The sequence below is a fragment of the Jeongeupia sp. USM3 genome (genome assembly GCF_001808185.1).
GTDB lineage: Bacteria > Pseudomonadota > Gammaproteobacteria > Burkholderiales > Chitinibacteraceae > Jeongeupia.
On sequence record NZ_CP017668.1, the window covers coordinates 2,277,620 to 2,297,801 of the forward strand.

At 66.4% G+C, this 20,182-nt stretch carries 18 protein-coding genes; 6 read left to right on the plus strand and 12 right to left on the minus strand.

The window, feature by feature from the left end; genetic code table 11:
• Positions 1-31 precede the first annotated feature (31 nt).
• The 11 genes from atpG to mnmG form a co-directional block, all read right to left on the minus strand.
• Entirely contained in the window at positions 32-901 is an 870-nt protein-coding gene (gene atpG, locus BJP62_RS10750) for a F0F1 ATP synthase subunit gamma (RefSeq protein ID WP_070529634.1), read from the minus strand.
• Positions 902-930: 29 nt separating this feature from the next.
• Positions 931-2,472, minus strand: coding sequence for a F0F1 ATP synthase subunit alpha (atpA, locus tag BJP62_RS10755; RefSeq protein WP_070529635.1), 1,542 nt, complete (start codon positions 2,470-2,472; stop codon positions 931-933).
• A gap of 10 nt (positions 2,473-2,482) precedes the next feature.
• Positions 2,483-3,019 (minus strand): F0F1 ATP synthase subunit delta, encoded by a 537-nt coding sequence (locus BJP62_RS10760; RefSeq protein ID WP_070529636.1) that lies wholly within the window; start codon positions 3,017-3,019, stop codon positions 2,483-2,485.
• A gap of 7 nt (positions 3,020-3,026) precedes the next feature.
• A complete protein-coding gene (locus BJP62_RS10765) occupies positions 3,027-3,497 on the minus strand; it encodes a F0F1 ATP synthase subunit B (RefSeq protein WP_070529637.1) in 471 nt (156 codons plus the stop codon).
• A 45-nt stretch (positions 3,498-3,542) separates the two neighbouring features.
• A complete protein-coding gene (atpE, locus tag BJP62_RS10770; RefSeq protein ID WP_070529638.1) occupies positions 3,543-3,824 on the minus strand; it encodes a F0F1 ATP synthase subunit C in 282 nt (93 codons plus the stop codon).
• Positions 3,825-3,908: 84 nt separating this feature from the next.
• Positions 3,909-4,703, minus strand: coding sequence for a F0F1 ATP synthase subunit A (gene atpB / locus BJP62_RS10775; protein WP_070529639.1), 795 nt, complete (start codon positions 4,701-4,703; stop codon positions 3,909-3,911).
• Positions 4,704-4,705: 2 nt separating this feature from the next.
• Positions 4,706-5,077, minus strand: coding sequence for an ATP synthase subunit I (locus tag BJP62_RS10780; protein ID WP_070529640.1), 372 nt, complete (start codon positions 5,075-5,077; stop codon positions 4,706-4,708).
• A 202-nt stretch (positions 5,078-5,279) separates the two neighbouring features.
• Positions 5,280-6,131 carry a ParB/RepB/Spo0J family partition protein gene (locus BJP62_RS10785; RefSeq protein WP_070529641.1) on the minus strand — a complete coding sequence of 284 codons (852 nt, stop codon included), beginning with the start codon at positions 6,129-6,131 and terminating at the stop codon, positions 5,280-5,282.
• Positions 6,132-6,158: 27 nt separating this feature from the next.
• Entirely contained in the window at positions 6,159-6,944 is a 786-nt protein-coding gene (locus BJP62_RS10790; RefSeq protein ID WP_070529642.1) for a ParA family protein, read from the minus strand.
• Between the two features lie 20 nt (positions 6,945-6,964).
• Positions 6,965-7,621 carry a 16S rRNA (guanine(527)-N(7))-methyltransferase RsmG gene (gene rsmG / locus BJP62_RS10795; protein ID WP_070529643.1) on the minus strand — a complete coding sequence of 219 codons (657 nt, stop codon included), beginning with the start codon at positions 7,619-7,621 and terminating at the stop codon, positions 6,965-6,967.
• Positions 7,622-7,629: 8 nt separating this feature from the next.
• Positions 7,630-9,534 (minus strand): tRNA uridine-5-carboxymethylaminomethyl(34) synthesis enzyme MnmG, encoded by a 1,905-nt coding sequence (gene mnmG / locus BJP62_RS10800; protein ID WP_070529644.1) that lies wholly within the window; start codon positions 9,532-9,534, stop codon positions 7,630-7,632.
• 246 nt (positions 9,535-9,780) lie between these two features.
• Between mnmG and bcsA the strand changes: the two genes are divergently transcribed.
• The 6 genes from bcsA to BJP62_RS10830 all read left to right on the plus strand — a co-directional run bounded on the left by bcsA (position 9,781) and on the right by BJP62_RS10830 (position 19,093).
• Positions 9,781-12,093, plus strand: a complete 2,313-nt coding sequence (bcsA, locus tag BJP62_RS10805; protein WP_236943599.1) for a UDP-forming cellulose synthase catalytic subunit — start codon at positions 9,781-9,783, stop codon at positions 12,091-12,093.
• Positions 12,093-14,306 (plus strand): cellulose biosynthesis cyclic di-GMP-binding regulatory protein BcsB, encoded by a 2,214-nt coding sequence (locus BJP62_RS10810; RefSeq protein ID WP_070529645.1) that lies wholly within the window; start codon positions 12,093-12,095, stop codon positions 14,304-14,306. The genes bcsA and BJP62_RS10810 overlap by 1 nt, the downstream gene beginning before the upstream one ends.
• Entirely contained in the window at positions 14,303-15,280 is a 978-nt protein-coding gene (locus BJP62_RS10815; RefSeq protein ID WP_168163829.1) for a glycosyl hydrolase family 8, read from the plus strand. Before BJP62_RS10810 ends, BJP62_RS10815 begins: the two co-directional genes overlap by 4 nt.
• On the plus strand, positions 15,277-16,902 hold the full coding sequence (locus tag BJP62_RS10820; protein ID WP_070529646.1) for an SPOR domain-containing protein: 1,626 nt from the start codon (positions 15,277-15,279) through the stop codon (positions 16,900-16,902). The genes BJP62_RS10815 and BJP62_RS10820 overlap by 4 nt, the downstream gene beginning before the upstream one ends.
• Positions 16,903-16,986: 84 nt before the next feature.
• Complete coding sequence (locus BJP62_RS10825) at positions 16,987-17,967, plus strand: hypothetical protein (RefSeq protein ID WP_145927174.1); 981 nt, start codon at positions 16,987-16,989, stop codon at positions 17,965-17,967.
• Positions 17,968-17,971: 4 nt separating this feature from the next.
• On the plus strand, positions 17,972-19,093 hold the full coding sequence (locus tag BJP62_RS10830) for a BamA/TamA family outer membrane protein (protein ID WP_070529647.1): 1,122 nt from the start codon (positions 17,972-17,974) through the stop codon (positions 19,091-19,093).
• Between the two features lie 136 nt (positions 19,094-19,229).
• Here BJP62_RS10830 and ppgK read toward each other — a convergent pair whose 3' ends face one another.
• A complete protein-coding gene (gene ppgK / locus BJP62_RS10835; protein WP_070529648.1) occupies positions 19,230-20,033 on the minus strand; it encodes a polyphosphate--glucose phosphotransferase in 804 nt (267 codons plus the stop codon).
• Positions 20,034-20,182: the final 149 nt, after the last annotated feature.

The window sequence follows — 20,182 nt, forward strand, 5'->3', positions numbered from 1 at the left end:
TCCTAATCAGTAAATTCGGGTTGGCGATCTGTTAAACCGCTGCAGCGCCGGCGCAGATTTCCGAAAGTTCTTTCGTAATCGCGGCTTGACGCGTCTTGTTGTACAGCAGTTGCAGATTGCCGATCACCTTGTCGGCGTTGTCGGTCGCTGCCTTCATCGCCACCATCCGGGCTGCATTCTCGGACGCCATGTTTTCCGCTACGGCCTGGTAAACCAGCGCTTCGAGGTAGCGGATCATCAGATCGTCGATGACGGTCTTGGCATCCGGCTCGTACAGGTATTCCCAGTTGTAGCCGTGGTCCGGCTGGCCGATGGCCTCGCCGGACAGCGGCAGCAGCTGCTCGACAGTCGGCTCCTGCCTCATGGTGTTGACGAACTTGGTGTAGACGAGGCGAACCTCGTCCACTTCGCCGGCGACGTAAGCGTCGACCATGACCTTGATCGGTCCGATCAGCTGCTCGACGTGCGGCGTGTCGCCCAGACCCACAACGTGCGAAATCACTTTCGCGCCGTTGCGGTTCATGAAGCCGAAGCCCTTGTTGCCAATGGCGGTGACGGCGATTTCCACACCGTTCTGGTGCAATTCCTTCATCGCATTCAGCGTCAGGCGCAGTGCGTTGGTGTTCAGACCACCGCACAGACCCTTGTCCGACGTGACGACGATGAAACCAACCCGCTTGACGGTGTCGCGCGACTGAAGGAAAGGATGCGCGTAGTCCACCAGCGCAGCGCTCAGGTGGGCCGTGACCTTGCGGATTTTTTCACCGTAAGGCCGGGCACCACGCATGCGCTCCTGCGCACGGCGCATCTTGGACGTCGCCACCATTTCCATGGCGCGGGTGATCTTCTGCGTGTTCTTGACGCTCTTGATCTTGGTCCGGATCTCTTTACCGCCTGCCATGATTCGATTCCTCTCTAATCAGTTTCGAATCAGAAGGCGTTGCCGGACTTGAAGCTTGCCGCAGCCTTGAGGATGGTCGCCTCGTCGTCTTCGGAAAGGTTGCCCTTCTCTTCGACGCGTGCGAGTGCCTCGGCAGCGTTGGCCTTCAGGTACGACAGGAAAGCCGCTTCGAAAGCGAGCGCACGTTCGACCTTGACGTCGTCGTACACACCCTTGTTGATCAGGAGCAGGGTCACGCCGAGCTCGGCCACCTTGAGCGGGCTGTACTGCGCCTGCTTCATCAGTTCGGTCACGAGCTTGCCGCGTTCGAGCTGCTTGCGGGTGGCTTCGTCCAGATCGGAAGCGAACTGCGCGAACGCAGCCAGTTCACGGTACTGGGCCAGTGCCAGACGCACGCCGCCGCCGAGCTTCTTGATGACCTTGGTCTGCGCTGCACCGCCGACGCGCGACACCGAGATACCGGCGTTCATCGCAGGACGGATACCGGCGTTGAACAGGTCGGTTTCCAGGAAGATCTGGCCGTCGGTGATCGAGATCACGTTGGTCGGAACGAAGGCCGACACGTCGCCTGCCTGGGTTTCGATGATCGGCAGCGCGGTCAGCGAACCGGTCTTGCCCTTCACGGCACCATTGGTGAGCTTCTCGACTTCGTGCTCGTTGATCCGAGCAGCACGCTCCAGCAGACGCGAGTGGAGATAGAACACGTCGCCCGGGTAGGCTTCACGGCCCGGCGGACGGCGCAGCAGCAGCGAGATCTGACGGTAGGCCACGGCCTGCTTCGACAGGTCGTCGTACACGATCAGCGCATCTTCGCCGAGGTCGCGGAAGTACTCGCCCATCGTGCAACCCGAGTAGGCGGCGATGTACTGCAGCGCAGCCGATTCGGACGCCGCAGCGGCGACGACGATGGTGTGGGCAAGGGCGCCGTGCTCTTCGAGCTTGCGCACCACGTTGGCGATCGACGATGCCTTCTGGCCGATGGCGACGTACACGCAGGTGACGCCAGTACCCTTCTGGTTGATGATCGCATCCAGCGCCACCGCGGTCTTGCCGGTCTGGCGGTCGCCAATGATCAGCTCGCGCTGGCCACGACCGATCGGCACCATGGTGTCGATGGCCTTCAGGCCGGTTTGCAGCGGCTGGTCGACCGATTGACGCGCGATCACGCCCGGCGCGATCTTTTCGATCGGGCTGGTCAGCGTGGTGCCCAGCGGGCCCTTGCCGTCGATCGGCTGGCCGAGCGAGTTCACCACGCGGCCGATCAGTTCGCGGCCGACCGGTACTTCGAGAATACGACCGGTACACTTGACCTCGTCGCCTTCCTTGATGTGGGTGTATTCACCCAGCACCACGGCGCCGACCGAGTCACGCTCGAGGTTGAGCGCGAGGCCAAAGGTATTGCCCGGGAATTCCAGCATCTCGCCCTGCATCACCTCGGAGAGGCCGTGCACGCGAACGATACCGTCGGTGACCGAAACGACCGTACCGGTGGTACGGGCTTCGGCGCCTTCGGCCAGATTCTGGATCCGGGCTTTAATCAGTTCACTGATTTCAGACGGATTGAGTTGCATTAAAAATCTCCTAACTCTTCAGGCTCGTCGCAAGGGCAGAGAGCTTGCCGGCCACGGACGCATCAATCACCACATCGCCGACCGTCACTTTGACGCCGCCGATCAAGTCGGGATTGACGCTGACCTGTGCAGCCACCTTGCGTTGCAGATGGTTTGCCAGCGCGTTCTTGAGCTCGGCCACTTGCGCATCATCGAGCGGAAAGGCCGAAACGATGTCGGCCTCGACCTCACCTTCTTCGGCGGCCTTGTAGGTTTCGAACAGCGACGAAATCTGCGGCAGCGCGGTGAAGCGGCGGTTTTCCAGTACGACGGCAATGAAGTTGTTCACCTCATCGCCGACGTTCCCGCCCAAAAGCCCGGCGAGCAACTGCTGAACCTGAGCAGCGGAATACTTGGGGTTGGCCACGACGTCGTCGGCGAGCGGATCCTGAGCAATCAGGGACAGCTTGCCGAGCACGTCCGACCACTGGCCCAGCGTACCGGCGTCTTTCGCGATGCGAAACACGGCTTCGGCATAGGGTCGAGCGACGGTGATGAGTTCTGCCATGGCTGTCTTACAGTTCCGCTTTGAGAGTGTTCAACAGCGCGGCGTGCTTGGTCGCGTCGATCTCGGACTTGAGAATCTTCTGCGCACCGGCGACGGCGAGGTCGGCGACCTGCTGACGCAGCACTTCCTTGGCTTGTTGAACCTGCTGTTCGATGTCCGCCTGCGCGCCCTTGACCAGGCGATCGCCTTCGAGCTTGGCTGCATCCTTCGCCTCGTCGACGAGCTGCGCAGCGCGCTTCTCGGCTTGGGCGATGATTTCAGCGGCTTGCTGTTTGGCTTCGCGCAGCTTGTCGGCCGACGACTTTTCGGCATTGGCCAAGTCTTGCTTGGCGCGATCGGCGGCGGCCAGGCCGTCGGCGATGCGCGTCGCGCGTTCGTCCATCATCCGGGTCAGCGGAGGCCATACGAACTTCATCGTGAACAGGATCAGGATCGCAAAAGTGATCATCTGACCCAGCAGGGACATATTGATATCCACGCTGAACGTCCTCCAGGTTAAAGGTTAAAGCGGGGGCTTAGAGAATTACTGAGCCGCTGCCAGAACCGCACCGAGGAACGGGTTGTTGAAGGTGTAGAGCATGGCAACACCAACGCCGATCATCGAGATCGCGTCCAGCAGACCGGCGATGATGAACAGCTTGGTTTGCAGAACCGGGATCATTTCCGGTTGGCGAGCCGACGACTCGAGGAACTTGCCGCCGAGGATAGCGAAGCCCAGAGCGGTACCGATGGCAGCCAGACCGATGATGATCGCGGCAGCGATCACGGTGAAGCTTTGTACGGAAGCGATTTCAGCAACAGCCATTTTTATTAACTCCAAGAAGGATGGTTGAGGTTGGGGATGGAGAAAAACACGTGCCGGACAGGCAATGCCTGCCCGGCCCGATTCTTAGTGATCCTCGACGGCGAGGCTCAGGTAAACGATGGTCAGCATCATGAACACGAAGGCCTGCAGCGTCACGATCAGGATGTGGAAGATCGCCCACGGTGCGCCGAGCACCCACTGGATCCAGAACGGCAGCAGTGCGATCAGGATGAAGATCAGCTCGCCGGCATACATGTTGCCGAACAGACGCAGCGACAGCGAAATCGGCTTGGCGAACAGTTCGACCATCTGCATGACGAAGTTGGCCGGTGCCAGCAGGACGGTGCCCACCGGGCCCGAAGCGTGGAACGGTGCGGTGAAGATTTCCTTGATCCAGCCGCCGAAACCCTTGGCCTTGATCGAGAAACCGATGATCAGGAACATCACCGAGATCGACATGGCGAACGTCAGGTTGACGTCGGCGGTCGGCACGGCGCGCAGGTAATAGATGCCGAAGACGTGGTTGGCGATCCACGGCAGCAGGTCGACCGGCAGGAAGTCCATCGCGTTCATCAGGAACACCCAGCAGAAGATCGTCAGCGACAGCGGGCCGATGACCTTGCTCTTGGCGTGGAAGGCATCCTTGATCTGCGAGTCGACCATTTCGACGATCAGCTCGACGAAATTCTGCAGCTTGCCCGGCACGCCGCTGGTGGCACGGCGTGCAACGAAGGCGAAGATGCCGACGAAGAGGAAGCCGAGGAACAGCGAGATCCAGAAGGTATCCAGGTGGAAGCCGCTGGCGGTCTGGTTGAACGTGAGGTGATGCTGGATGTACTCGGTGGCGTTCGCCGGAGGAGCGTGGTGTTCTGCAGCCATGGTTATTTTTTGCCGTTAAATTGAATCAAAAGCCCGAACCAGTAGGCGCTCGTTGCGGCGATGTAACCGATAAACAACCACATCCAGGCAACCTGCCGGTAGAAAACGAATACCGCGGCAAACGCGATGATGGTCCACGCCATCTTCGCCGCCTCCGCGGCGAAATGCAGCCGCATCAGCGCGGCCGGCGGGCCGTACGTCATCTGGTAGGCGATGCGTGCATACAACATCGAGCCAGCCAGCGCGATCGCGCCCCCCAAACCACTTGCAATTCCCGCGCTGCGCCCCCATAAGAGGTAGGACAGCAGCATCACTACCAGCGTGATCCCCAGTTTGAGGCGGATCACGCCCTTGATTTGTGCCTGCGCGACCATATTCACCGCCAGCAAAGCCCCGCGATTATACGGAGCTGCGTTGATACACGTCAATTTTACCCATTGACGACGAAGGCGTTTTTGCACGCACATGTAGTCAACTACTTAAATCGATATGTAGTCGACTAGATATTCCCCCCTCCCCCCCTGCCCGTTCTTGATCTAGAGCAGAGTTGCGGCGCACAACTTTGGTGCGACCGATTCAGAACCGCTGCAGCAGCCGGTCGAGTTCGTCGAGGCTGGCATAGGCGATGCTGATCCGCCCGGCGCCCTTCCTGCCCTGGCGGATCGACACCTTGGCGCCGAGCTTGCCGGCGATCTCTTCCTCGAGCCGTGCGACGTCCGGGTCGGGACGATGCTGCGGTTTGGCCGGTACGCCGTCGACCAGGCGCTTCACCAGCGCTTCGGTTTCGCGCACCGACAGGCCCTTGAGCGCGACGGTCTGCGCCGCGTCGAGCTGGGCCAGCGTTTCCAGCGGCAACAGCGCGCGGGCGTGACCCATGTCGATCGCGCCGTCGAGCAGCAGCCTCTGCACCGGCTCGGCCAGTTGCAGCAGCCGCAGCAGATTGCTCACCGTTGCACGCGACTTGCCGACCGCTTCGGCCGCCGCTTCGTGCGTCATGCCGAATTCGTCGATCAGCCGCGCCAGCCCCTGCGCTTCTTCAAGCGGATTCAGGTCTTCGCGCTGAATGTTCTCGATCAGCGCCATTGCCGCCGCGGTGTCGTCGCCGACCTCGCGGACCAGCGCGCTGATCTCGGACAGGCCGGCGAGCCGGCATGCACGCCAGCGGCGTTCGCCGGCGATGATTTCGTAGCGCGGCTCGGCCAGCGCGTCACCGTCGACCGGCCGTACCAGCACCGGTTGCATCAGCCCTTGGGCACGGATCGAGTCCGCCAGTTCCCGCAACGCGTCGTCGTCGATGATTTTGCGCGGCTGGTAGCGGCCCGGCTGCAGGCTGTCGAGCGGCAGCGTCGCCAGTGTTTCATTGGCGGCCGCGTCGCCCATCAGCGCGTCGAGACCCCGACCAAGGCCCTTGAGTTTTTTACTGACCATCACGTCCCGTCGGCATATGAAGGCGCCCTAGAGGACGGGCGCCGGATCGAGGGCATTATGCCGCGCGAGCAATTCCTCGGCCAATTGCAAATAAGCCTGCGCGCCCTTGCTCGACTTGTCGTAGGCGAGGATGGGCCGGCCGTAGCTCGGCGCTTCGGCCAGGCGGATATTGCGCGGAATCACTGTGTGGTAGAGCTTGCTGGTGAAATGCTTGACCAGCTGGTCGGAGACCTGCTGCGCCAGCGTCGAGCGCGGGTCGTACATCGTCCGCAGCAGCCCCTCGATCTCGATCCTGCGGTTGAGGTTCTGCTTGATGCGCTTGAGCGTGCTGACGAGGTCCGAGAGCCCTTCGAGCGCGTAGTACTCGCACTGCATCGGGATCATCACCGAATCGCAGGCGACCATGCCGTTCAGGGTCAGCAGGTTCAGCGCCGGCGGGCAGTCGAGGATGACGAAGTCGTAGTCGTCGACAAGCTCGGCCAGTGCGGACTTGAGCCGGGTCTCGCGGTGCTCGGCGTCGACGAGTTCGACCTCGGCGCCGGCGAGCTCGCGGTTGGCCGGCAGCACGTCGAACCGGCCGGATTCGGACTGCGCGATCGTGTCGCGCACCGTCGATTCGCCGATCAGCAGGGTATAGATCGTGTGCTTGAGTCTGGCCTTGTCGATGCCGGCGCCCATCGTCGCGTTCGCCTGCGGGTCGAGGTCGACCAGCAGCACGCGCTTGCCGAGATGGGCGAGGCTGGCGGCCAGATTGACCGACGTCGTCGTCTTGCCGACACCGCCCTTCTGGTTCGCGATCGCCAGTACCTTCATGCGCTTTGCCTCATACCGATTCAGTTGTCACCGACGACCAGATGCACCAGATGCCGTTCGGCATCGATGCCCGGCACGTTCAGCGTATCGACGCCGGCGGTCTTGACGCCGGCCGGCAGCAGGGCGATTTCCTCGTGCGGGTACACGCCCTTGAGCGCCGCCCATTCGCCGCCGTCGCGCAGCAGGTGGCGGGTGAGCTTGACGAACTCTGCCAGATCCGAGAATGCCCGGCTGGTGATCACGTCGAACGGCGCCTCGGGGCGGAAAGCCTCGACGCGTTCGGTGACGACGGTGACATTGGCGAGCCTGAGGTCAACGATGGCCTGGCGCAGGAAGGTCGTCTTCTTGTGGTTCGAGTCGAGCAGGAACAGCTGCCAGTCCGGCCGGGCGATCGCGAGCGGAATCCCCGGCGTGCCGAAGCCCGAGCCGACGTCGAGGATGCGCGCATTGGTGCCGGCCCGGAAATGCGCCAGCGGCGCCAGCGAATCGAGCAGGTGGTGCGGCACCATCCGTTCGGGCTCGCGGATCGCCGTCAGGCTGTAGGTCTTGTTCCACTTGTCGAGCAGGGCAACGTAGTCGAGCAGCAGCGCGCGCTGGGCATCGTCCAGCGACAGGCCGAGTTGCGCGAGGCCGGCCGACAGCGTACCGGCCAGTTGGGGAGCTTGGGCTTCGATCATTCTTGTTCTCAGGCGGCTTGGCCCGCACGACCGGCGAGCTTCTTCAGGTGTACGAGCAGCAGCGCGATCGCTGCCGGGGTAATGCCGGAAATGCGGCCGGCCTGGCCGAGCGTTTCCGGGCGGTGCTGGGTGAGCTTCTGCTGCACTTCCTTCGACAGCCCGGACACGGCGGAATAGTCGAGATCGGCCGGCAGCTTCACGTCGTCGAGGGTATCGCGTTTGGCGACTTCATGCTGCTGCCTCTCGATATAGCCCTGGTACTTGACCTGGATTTCGACCTGTTCGGCAACCAGCGGATCGGTGACCAGCATGCCGTCCCTGGGCCGTGCGCATTCGAGGCTCATCAGGCTTTCATAGCCGACTTCGGGCCGGCGCAAGAGGTCGGCGAGGCTGTATTCGCGCTCGATCGCCTTGCCGAGCACGCGTTCGGCCTCGGCGGCGTCGAGGATGCGCGGGTTGACCCAGGTCGAGCGCAGCCGCTGCAGCTCGGCCTCGACCGCGTCGCGCTTGGCGCAGAACAGCGCCCATTGTTCGTCGCCGACCAGGCCCAGCTTGCGGCCCGTTTCGGTGAGGCGCAGGTCGGCGTTGTCTTCGCGCAGCTGCAGCCGGAATTCGGCGCGGCTGGTGAACATCCGGTACGGCTCGGTAACGCCGAGCGTGGTCAGGTCGTCGACCAGCACGCCGAGGTAGGCCTGATCGCGTCCCGGCGTCCAGGCAGCCTCGCCGCTCGCGTACAGCGCGGCGTTCAGCCCGGCGAACAGGCCCTGCGCCGCGGCCTCTTCGTAGCCGGTGGTGCCGTTGATCTGGCCGGCGAAAAACAGCCCGGCGATCGCCTTCGACTCGAACGACTGCTTCAGCGCGCGCGGGTCGAAATAGTCGTACTCGATCGCGTAGCCGGGACGCAGGATGCGGGCGTTCTCGAGCCCGGCCATCGACTGCAGCGCGGCGATCTGGATGTCGAACGGCAGGCTGGTCGAAAAGCCGCCCGGATAGTACTCGTGGGTATCGAGGCCTTCGGGCTCGAGGAAGACCTGATGGCTGTCCTTGTCGGCAAAGCGGTTGATCTTGTCCTCGACCGACGGACAGTAACGCGGGCCGACGCCTTCGATCTTGCCGGTGAACATCGGGCTGCGGTCGAAGCCGCTGCGCAGGATGTCGTGCGTCTTCAGATTGGTATGCGCGATCCAGCACGGCAGCTGCCGCGGATGCATGGCCAGGTTGCCCCTGCTTGAAAACACCGGCTCGGGCGTATCGCCGGGCTGGATTTCGAGCCTGGAGAAATCGATGGTGCGGCCATCGATGCGCGGCGGCGTGCCGGTCTTGAGCCGGCCAACCGGCAACTGCAGCTCGCGCAGGCGCGCCGCCAGCGAAATCGACGCCGGATCGCCGGCGCGGCCGCCGACGTGGTTCTCGAGCCCGACGTGTATCTTGCCGCCGAGGAAGGTACCGGCGGTCAGCACCACGGCGCCGGCCTCGAAACGGATGCCGATCTGCGTGACCGCGCCGACGACGCGGTCGCCGTCGAGCAGCAGGTCGGACACTTCCTGCTGGAACAGGTCGAGGTTGGGCTGGTTTTCCAGCACGTGGCGGATCGCCGCCTTGTAGCGGACGCGGTCGGCCTGCGCGCGCGTTGCCCGTACCGCCGGGCCCTTGCTGGCGTTCAGGGTCTTGAACTGGATGCCGGAGAGGTCGGTCGCCAGCGCCATTGCGCCGCCGAGCGCGTCGACCTCCCGGACCAGATGCCCCTTGCCGATGCCGCCGATCGACGGGTTGCAGCTCATCTGTCCCAGCGTTTCGATGTTGTGCGTCAGCAGCAGCGTCTTGCGTCCCATGCGCGCGCTGGCAAGCGCGGCCTCGGTGCCGGCGTGGCCGCCGCCGACGACGATGACGTCGTAACGGGTGGGATAAAGCATGGGGAAGGCTCGCTGACAGGGGTATGGGGGCAATATTCTACGCGATAACAGTCACTTAGGGCAGACCCGCCCGGCAGCGCGGCCTGCGCCGCCGCCGGTACCATCCGGCCACCCCGGTCGCGCAAACAGAAAGAAAAAAGAAAGATTATTTGTAAGTGTAAATATCGAAAACCACAACAAATCAGGGTTTTGATTTATCATCGCCGCCAGATTACCCGAACAGCATGTACATCAGAAGTTTATGTAATGAGAATACTTACAAAACACATCCATGCGATGCTCGACCCGCTCGGCAACCGCGGCCTGCTGTGGATCTGGGCCGGGCTGTGCGCGCTCGGCGGCGTGCTGGTGGCGGCCAATGTCGACGCCCGCGCGCAGCTGTGGCTGGCCGTGGCGATCGTCGTGCTGCTGCTCGGCCTGCGGCGTCTCGGCCACCCGGAACGCTACCGTGCGTTCTTCCTGTTCCTCGCCGCCTTCCTGACGCTGCGCTACGTGTACTGGCGCACGACGAACACGCTGGTCCTCGACGGCGTGCTCGACACCACGGTGGCGCTGCTGCTCTACGTGGCCGAGCTGTACGGCATCGTCGTCGCGCTGCTGGGCATCTTCGTCAACATCCGACCGCTCAGGCGCAGGCCGGTTCCGCTGCCCGACGACCCGGCGCTGCTGCCGACCGTCGACGTCTACATTCCGACCTACAACGAGTCGCCCGAGCTGCTCGAGGTGACGATCCGCGCGGCGATGAACATCCGCTACCCGGCGGCCAAGCTCAGGGTCTACCTGCTCGACGACGGCGGCACCGTGCAGAAGCGCGGCCAGGCCGACCAGGCCAAGGCGCTCGACGCGATCGCCCGCCACAAGTGGCTGCGCAAGCTGTGCCAGCGCCACGGCGCCCACTACATCTCGCGGGCGCGCAACGAGCACGCCAAGGCCGGCAACATCAACGCCGCGCTGAAGGAGTCGCACGGCGAGCTGATCGTCATCCTCGACGCCGACCACGTGCCGACGGTCGATTTCCTCGAGCAGACCGTCGGCTTCTTCCTGCGCGACGAGAAGCTCTTCCTGGTGCAGACACCGCACTTCTTCATCAATCCGGACCCGATCGAAAAGAACCTGCGCATCTTCGGGCGGATTCCGTCCGAGAACGAGATGTTCTATTCGGTGATCCAGCACGGTCTGGATTTCTGGAACTCGGCGTTCTTCTGCGGCTCGGCCGCGGTGCTGCGCCGGCGCTGCCTCGAGGAGGTCGGCGGCATCGCCGGCACGTCGATCACCGAGGACGCCGAAACCGCGCTCGAGCTGCACGCGCGCGGCTACAAGAGCGTCTACCTCGGCACGCCGCTGATCTCGGGACTGCAGCCGGAAACCTTCACCGGCTTCATCACCCAGCGGGTGCGCTGGGCGCAGGGCATGGTGCAGATCTTCCTGTTGAAGAACCCGCTGCGCGTACCGGGGCTGAAGCTGTGGCAGCGGCTGTGCTATTTCTCCAGCTCTTTCTTCTGGTTCTTCGGCTACGCGCGGCTGATGTTCCTGCTCGCGCCGCTGGCCTTCCTGCTGTTCGGCCTGCATATCTACAAGGCGACGCTCGGCGACTTCCTCGCCTACGCGCTGCCGCACGTGATCGGCGTGATGCTGGTGTCGGACTACCTGTTCGGCAAGGTGCGCTGGGCCTTCGTGTCCGAGCTGTACGAGCTCCTGCAGTCGATGTTCTCGCTGCCGGCGATCTTCAAGGTGTTCCGCAACCCGCGCGCGCCGACGTTCAACGTCACACCCAAGGGCGAGCAGCTCGACGAGGATTTCGTTTCGCAGCTGTCGACGCCGTTCTACCTCGTCTACCTTGCGGTGGTGGTCGGCATGGGCGTCGGCGTCTGGCGCTTCATCAGCTTTCCGCTCGAACGCGACATCGTGCTGGTGACGCTGGCGTGGAACACGCTGAACCTGCTGCTGCTGAACGCGGCGATCGGCGCGCTGTTCGAGCGGCGCCAGCGCCGCGCCAACCCGCGGATGCCGGCCGACCTCGACGCCGAGCTGATCCTGTTCGGCAGCGGCGTGCACCTGCCCTGCCGCGTCGACGACCTCTCGGCCAGCGGCGCCCGGCTGCTGGTGCAGAGCGCGCTGCTGCCGGCCGGCTTTGGCGGCGCACGTGGGGGCGGCGAGCACGGGGGCAGCGACCGCGCGGTGATCGCGATCTACAACCCGGCGCTGCGGCGCTACACCCACCTGTCGGCGCGCATCCACAACGCCCGGCCGCTCGACGACCGCCAGCACACGCTCGGCATCGAGTTCGCCGACGTCGCGGTGGCGCAGGTCGCCGACGTCGTCGCGCTGGTCCACGGCGACAGCCAGCGCTGGCAGGACTACCGCCGGCAGCGCGCGCGCAAGATCGGCATCCTCGCCAGCCTGATGCTGCTGACGCAGCTCGGCGTGCGCTACGCGTTCTCGCATTACCTCTCGATTTTGCAAACCGCCGGTACCGCGCTGTGGTGCCGGCTTCCCCTCGCCACCGGCGCCATCCGGCGGCAGGGTCAACGGATCTGGCAGTGGGCATGGGCAGGATGATGAAAAAGATGATTTGGCTGTGGCTGGCGCTGCTGGTCGCTTCGAACGGCGCTTTCGCCAGTGCCGGCCGGCAGGGCCGCGATGTACCGCTGGCCGAACTCAGCGGCAGCACCCGGCCGCTGCGCCTCAGCGGCGCGGCCGGGCAGCAGACGCTGGTGCTGCCGCTGGGGGCGCGCGAAACCGTCAAGAGCGCGACGCTGCATCTGGTCGCGACCAATTCGACCGCGCTGCTCGGCGAGCGATCGCAGCTCGTCGTCCAGCTCAACGACCGGGTGATCGCGCAGCTGCCGCTGTCGCCGAAGCAGCCCGAAATCGCCGCCGACATCCGCCTGCCGCTGGCGCAGCTCAAACCCGGCTACAACCGGCTGACCTTTGCCGCCGCGCAGCACTACACGCTGCAGTGCGAAGACCCGGCCGCACCGGAGCTGTGGAGCGAGATCGACGTCCAGCAGTCGACGCTGCGCATCGACACCGAGCTGCAGGCGCAGGCGCCGACGCTCGACCGGCTGGCCGCGGTGTTCGACCCGGCGCAGTGGCACGACCGCAAGCTCGCCATCGTCACCGCCGCACAGCCCGGTGCCAACGAGCTCGGCTGGGGCGCGCAACTGACGCAGGGCGCCGCGCTGCGGCTGCGTTACCAGCCGCTGGCGGTGCAGCACCGCTCGGTCGCGGCCGGTCGCGGTGACGGCGCCGTGCCGGGGCTCGATCCGGCGGTCCTCGGCGATGGCGACGCGATGCTGGTCGGCACGCTGGCGCAGCTGAAACCGTATCTGGACCCGGCGCTGGCCGCGAAGGTGAAATCGGGCTTTCTCGGCGTCTACCCGCGGCCGGGCGATTCGCGACGCGTGCTGCTGATCGCCACCGGCCGCGATGCCGCCGAGGTCGGCAAGGCCGTCGCCGCCGTCGCCGGGCGGCAGCTGCCGCGCCAGGCCGAACTCGCGGTCACCGAACTCTCGCTGCCCAGGCTCGCACCATACGCCGGCCAGATCGCCAAGCCGGGCAGCTACACGCTGCGCGACCTCGGCTTTGCCACCCGCAACGCCAGGGGGCTGTATCCGGAAGCGATCGAGGCGACGCTACGGCTGCCGCCGGACCTCTACGGCCCGGAAAACAGCACCGTCGGCGTTGCGCTCAACTACGCGGTCGGCGCCAAGCTGCGCGCCGACTCGGTGCTCAACGTCTTCGTCAACGGCCAGTTCGTCCAGGTGATCCCGCTCGACCAGGACAAGGGCGGCACGGTCGAGCGCTACCGGCTGGAAATCCCGCTGCGCGCCTTCCGCCCCGGCGACAACACGATCGCCTTCCAGCCGCGGATGACGCCGCTGGTCAGCGGCAGCTGCCAGCTGCTGCAGACCGAGAACCTGCAACTGACGATCTTCGACGACAGCACGCTGACCCTGCCAGCGGTCTCGCACTTTGCCCGGCTGCCGGACCTGAGCCGGCTGGCGAGCACGGCGTTCCCGTACGCGGTGCAGCCGGACGGCGCCGACCTCGGCGTGCAGGTCACCGAACGCAGCAGCGACAGCATCGCCGCGGCGTGGACGCTGCTCGGCAAGCTGGCGCAGAAGCACGGCCTGCCGCTGCCGGCCGCCCATATCGGTTTCGACACGCCGCCGGCCGACCGCCACCTGCTGGTCGTCGGCACCCGGCCGCCGGCCGCGCTGCTCGAAGGTGCACCGTGGCATCCGGGCCGGCCGATGCAGTTCACCCAGCCGGTTGTCGATACCGCGCAGGGCGAGGGCTGGTGGAGCCGGCAGTGGGCGCGCTGGACCGGCGGCCGCGATGCGCATGCGGCGACCGTCGCCAGCACCGGCATCAAGGCCGACGCCATGCTCGCCGGCCAGCTGCTGGCGATGCAGTACCGCTCGCCGCTCGACGGCGACCGCACCGCGACGGTCTTCGTCGCCGGCAGCCCGGCCGAGCTGGCGCGCGGCAGCGCCGAGCTGATCGAGCCGGCGAACTGGGACCGGCTCGGCGACGATGTCAGCCTGCTGCGCATCGGCGAGCCCGGCATCGTCAGCCAGCGCGTCGGCGCGCAGTACGACGTCGGCGGCATCGGCGTGACCGGGCGGATCGGCTACGCGTTCTCGCAGCATCCGCTGGTCTGGCTGGCGCTGACGCTGGTGCTGGTCGGCCTGCTCGCGCTGGTCACCGTCAAGCTGCTGCGCCGCTTCCACCTGCGTCACCACGCCGGCGTCGAGGAAGAGCAGTGATCCGTCGCTGGCTGCTCGCGCTGAGCCTGCTGCTGCCGCTCGCCGCCCATGCCGGCGATGCGCGCTGGGACGATTTCGTCACCCGCTTCGTCGCCGACGACGGCCGGGTGGTCGACACCGGCAACGGCGGCATCAGCCACAGCGAGGGCCAGGGCTACACGCTGCTGCTCGCCGTCGCCCATGACGACCGTGCCACCTTCGGCCGCGTCTGGCAATGGACGCAAACGCGGCTGCAGACGCGCGGCGACGCACTGTTTTCATGGCAGTGGAAACCCGACACCGACGGCGGCAAGGTCGGCGACCGCAACAACGCCAGCGACGGCGACCTGCTGATCGCCTGGGCGCTGCTGCGCGGCGCGCAGCGCTGGAAACAGCCGGCCTACCGCGCCGACGCGCTGAAGATCCTCGCCGACGTGCGCAGCAGGCTGATCAGGCCGTCGCGCTTCGGCCCGCTGCTGCTGCCGGCCGCACAGGGTTTCGAGAAGCCCGAGGGCGTCATCGTCAACCCGTCGTACTGGCTGTTCCCGGCCTTTGCCGAATTCACCCGCACCGACCGCTCGCCGGTCTGGGCCGCACTGCGCCGGAGCGGGCTGGCGCTGCTCGCCGCCGGCCGCTTCGGCCAGTGGCAACTGCCGCCGGACTGGCTGCTGGCCGGCGACCCGCCGGCGCCGGCGATGTCGCGTCAGTATGGCTACAATGCCTTGCGGGTCCCGCTTTATCTGGCGTGGGCCGGCCTCGATACGCCCGAGCGGATGCAGCCGTTCATCGCGTTCTGGGACGCCCACCCGGACCATCTGCCGGCGTGGACCGATTTCGACGGCAACACGGTCGACCCGGACGACGCGCAAGCCGGCATCCACGCGATCGAGGCACTGGTCCGCAAGCACCGGTTCGGCGACGGCAGCAACCGCGATTACTATCCGGCCGTGCTCGATCTGCTCAGCCGGCAGGCCGCAAGGGAGATGCGCCGTTGAAACGACTGATTCCGCTGCTGGCGGCGCTGGGCGCCACCGCCGTCCACGCCGACGCACCACGGCAGGGCCGCGACTATTACGCGGTCCAGCTGCTGTCGTCCACCCGGCCCGAATCGCTGCTGGTGGCTCAGGCGGCGCTGACCGGCGTGCCGCACACGCGGGTCGAGCGCCGCGGCGACTATTACGTGCTGCGCGCCGGCTACTGGTCCGACCCGGCCGAGGCCGGCCGGGCGCTGGCCGGGCTGCGCGCACGCTACCCGCAGGCCTTCGTCCGGGTGGCCGTCTACCGCCCCGAAGCCGCGGTCGCCCCGCAGTCGCAGTCGCAGTCGCAGTCGCAGTCGCAGTCGCAGTCGCAGTCGCAGTCGGGCAACAGCATCGCCCAGGCCAACCTGCTCCACCGGCAGCAGAAGCCGCAGAACGCCAGCGTACGCCAGCGCGGCAACGGCGCCGACATCGAATACACCGAGCAGGCCGCGCTGCGCAGGGCGCCGGTCGTTCCTGCCACGGCGGCAGCGGCGCCGGAAGCCAGGCCGGCCGTGCCGGCGCGCGGCCGCGACGAGCGGCCGCTGTGGGCGCTGCTGCACGCCGGCCGGCTCGACGAGTTCGACGCCCGTATCCGGCAGGACGGGCAGCCTTCGCAGGCGCTGCGCAACGAGCGGCAGCGGCTCGGCGATCAGGCGGCGCTGCAGGCAGCGCTCGACGACCCGGCCGCGCTCGAACGGCTGGTCGCGGCAAGGCCGGCGCTGGCCGGCTGCGAACGGCCCGACGTGCTGTGGCGGCTGGCCGAGTCACGCGCGGCGCGCGGCGATACCGCGGGCACGCTCGCGCTCTACCGGCAGCTGTTCCCCGGCTGCCAGCCGGCGCACGTGCGCATTGCCAGCCTGCAGAAAGCGCAGACGCAGCTCGATGCGGCCGACGTCGATTCGCTGATCGAAGTCGAGGCGAGCAAGGGGCTGCGCGATCCGGCCAGCGACGCCGAATTCGCCACGCTGCGCTACCAGCGCCGGCTCGCCGCATGGACCAGCGGCGACGTGCCGGCGGGGCTCGCCAATGAAATCCACCAGCGCAGCGATCCGGCCGGCGCCGTACGCGCCGGCTGGGCCGCGTTCAACGCCGGCAACGATGCCGCGGCACAGCTCTGGTTTACGCAGGCGATCGCCTCCGGCGACGCGAGCAGCGAATCGCTGTACGGGCTCGCATCGGTCGCGCAGCGGCAGGGGCGCAACGATGCGGTCGTCGCCCTGCTGGCCGAGCCGGCGCTGGCTGCCGACCCGCGCAGCGACACCCTGCTCGGCCAGCTGGCGTTCGCGCGCGCGCGCGACGCCAGCGCCGACAAACGCTATCAAGACAGTCAGGCCGCGCTGGCGCAGGCACGGGCGCTCGGCGTGCCGGCCGAGCAGTGTGCGCCACTGGCGGCGTGGAATCTGTACGGCCTTGGCGATCTGCCCGCTGCCGCCGAGGCCTTCGAGGCCCTGTACCGCGCCGGTGGCGACACGGCCAGCGCCGAGGGGCTGGTGTTGAGCCTGCCGCCGGCGGCGCTGCGCGCCAAGGTGCGCGAACTCGGCGGGCCGCTGCGCGAGATCGCCGACGCCTCCGCAACCCGCCGCATGCTGGGCCGCTGACATCCCCGGCAGACAAGCGGATGGCAGCAGGCTAACATCGCTGCCATCGCGCTTCCCGCGCCCACCGGCGACATGTGCATCACAATGAGAAAACTGCTGTCGATCCTGTTGCTGTGTGCAATGCAGTCGGCTCTGGCGGCCGAGCCCTCATCGGCCGTCGAATTGCCGAACCTGGGTTACGAGGGCAACGTCACGCCGCTGCCACCGGAGGACGGCGCAACGCCGCCGAAAAAGTGGGACCGGGCGCTGCCGTTCTTCGCCCAGCGCGTCGTCGACCGCGGCATCGCGCTGCCGAACCCGTACGACGTCGGCTTCTCGTACTACTACACCGAACAGAACATGCTGCTGAGCAACCTGAAGGTGTCGCTCAACGACAAGCCGCTGCGTTCGGCCGGCTTCGTCGCCTTCCCGAAAAGCACACTCGAGAACCACTCCGAGCAGGTCCAGGTCGGCGCGTGGCTGTTCCCGTTCATGAACGTCTACGGCATTGCCGGCCACATCAAGGGCGGCGGCGACATCGGCCTGTCGATCAAGGCCGACGACGCGGTACAGTTCATCACCGGGCTCGACCGCTGCTCGGGCCGCCGCAAGCCCGACTGGTGCGGCAAGACGCTCGACGCCACCGCGCGCGCCAACTACGACGGTTATTCGTACGGTTTCGGCGTCACCCTGGTCGGCAACCTCGACCGGCTGTTCTTCTCGCTGCCGATCACCTACACGGTGTCGGACGTCTCGATGTCCGACACCGACGCCAAGAGCCTGAACATCGCGCCGCGCGTCGGCGTCAACTGGCAGCTCGGCGAGTACGGCGCGGCGATGACCTACGTCGGCGCGACCTACCTGCACACCACGGTGACGATCACCGGCTCGGCGACGCTGCCGACGTCGGAAACCGATCTCGGCGAGGACACCAAGGTCAACTTCAGCATCGACGAGAAGATCGCCAATCCGTGGAACGGACTGGCCGGCGTCCACTGGGCGGTCAACCGCAATATCAGCCTCTTGGCCGAACTCGCCTTCGGCGCGCGACAGGGCTACATTCTCAGCGCCTTCTACCGCTTCTGACCCGATGAACTACCGCGCACTCGCCCTGACCGCCACGCTGCTTGCCGGCCTTGCCCACGCCGACGAAGCGGGCTGGCTCGACCGCACGCTGACCAAGCTCGGCGCATCGAAGGAAGTCGACCTGAGCAAGGGGATCGACTGGGGCGTGCTGCCCGGGCCGTTCTACAACCCGGAGATGGGCGTCGGCATCGGCATGGCCGCGGTCGGGCTGTACAAGCCGCCCGGCACCGAGGCCGGGACCCAGCTGTCGACGCTGACGCTCAAGGGCTTCGTCAGTTCGGTCGGTGCAATGGGGCTGGGCTTCGACAACAACACCTTCTTCGGCAACGACGACTGGCGCTTCCAGGCGACCGGGATGATCGTCAACCTGCCGACCGCGTACTGGGGCGTCGGCTACGATGCCGGCAGCGACGACGCCAACAAGCACGACTACACCAAGGAAGAATTCTCGCTGGCGCCGAAGATCCTGCGCCGGATCGCGCCGAACACCTATGTCGGCGCCGGCTGGAGCCTGACGCAGACGCACGCGAACGAGGTCGAAGCCGGCAGCGCGATCGACTCGGACAAGGACGGCCCGTCGGTGCTGGCATCGGGGATCACCGCGCACTTCTACTACGACAGCCGCGACTTCATTCCCAACCCGAAGTACGGCCAGGCGCTGCAGCTCAACGCGGCGTTCTACGCGCCGGGGCTCGGCAGCGACAACCGTTTCCAGACGCTGGAAACGATCTACGACTACTACCACCCGGTCGGCGAGCGCGACGTGCTGGCGCTCGACGTCTACAGCCATCTGGCCTGGGGCGACGTGCCGTGGACGATGATGTCGCAGCTCGGCAATGGCAACCGGATGCGCGGCTACTTCCTCGGCCAGTACCGCGACAAGAACGTCGTCTCGGCGCAGCTCGAATACCGCCACCACATCACCGGCCGTCACGGCGTGGTGTTCTGGGGCGGCGCCGGCACGCTCGCCGACTCGGTCAGCGGGCTCGGCAAGGACGCGCCGTGGCTGCCGACCGTCGGCATCGGCTACCGCTTCGAGTTCAAGCCGCGCGTCAACGTCCGGCTCGACCTCGGCGTCGGCCGCGACACCGCCGGCGTGTATTTCCAGATCAACGAAGCGTTCTAAAACCCGACCGTCGTCGTGCTGCGCACCGCTGATCGCGGCGCATGCGCTGAGCCCTGCATCGCGGCGTTCTAGGGCTGCTCGCCAAGAACTGCCGTGATCGGAATCCCGGCAATCAATAAACTCCGGTTCCTGCGCTTCACCGTGCTGAGCGGTGCTCGCAACCGACGTCGGCCGGGTTGACCAGCGCCTGCGCCGCCTCGATCGCCGCGCCAACGATGCCGGCGTCGTTCTGCAATTGCGCCGGCAACACCTGGCAGCGCAACTGCAGCCGCGGCAGAAAGTCGGCGTGGTCGCGGCTGATGCCGCCGCCGATGATGATCAGGTCCGGCGACAGCAGCAGTTCGACATACTGCAGATAGCCGTTCAGCCGCGCGATGTATTCGTCCCAGCCGAGGTTCTGGTCGGTCTTGACCCTGGCAGAGCACGACTTCTCGGCCGACTCGGTGCCCGGATGGCGCAAGTGGCCCAGCTCGGTATTTGCAACGAGCCGGCCGTCGACGATCAGCGCCGAGCCGATGCCGGTACCGAGCGTGATCACCAGCACCTTGCCGCCGCGCCCGTGCGCCGCACCGAAGCGCGCCTCGGCCGAACCGGCGGCGTCGGCGTCGTTGAACAGCACCAGCGGCAGCCCGACCGCCTCGGCCAGCAGCCGCTGCGCCGGCGCGCCGACCCAGGACGGATCGACATTCGCCGCCGACAAGGTCACGCCGTCATGGACGATGGCCGGTAAGGTACAGCCGACCGGGCCGGCCCAGCCGAAGTGCGCGACCATCTGCCGCAAGGTCTCAGCGACCGCCGCCGGCGTCGCCGGTTGCGGCGTCGCCAGCACGTGCCGCCCGGCCAGCAAGCGGCCGGTGGCCACGTCGACCGGCGCGCCCTTGCTGCCGGTGCCGCCAATGTCGATGCCGAGCACGGCGGAGGGATTGGATGCATTAACCATGAGTGAGTCCTGGGAAAAACGGGTCTGCAGGGGAAGAGCACCGCTTCGGGGTGCGGCGCGGCGATGAGCCGCCGGACAACCGCGTCAGACAGCGTGTGCGACCTGAATCGGAAACGGCTTGCGACGGAGTACGCGCATCGCAAGCCAAA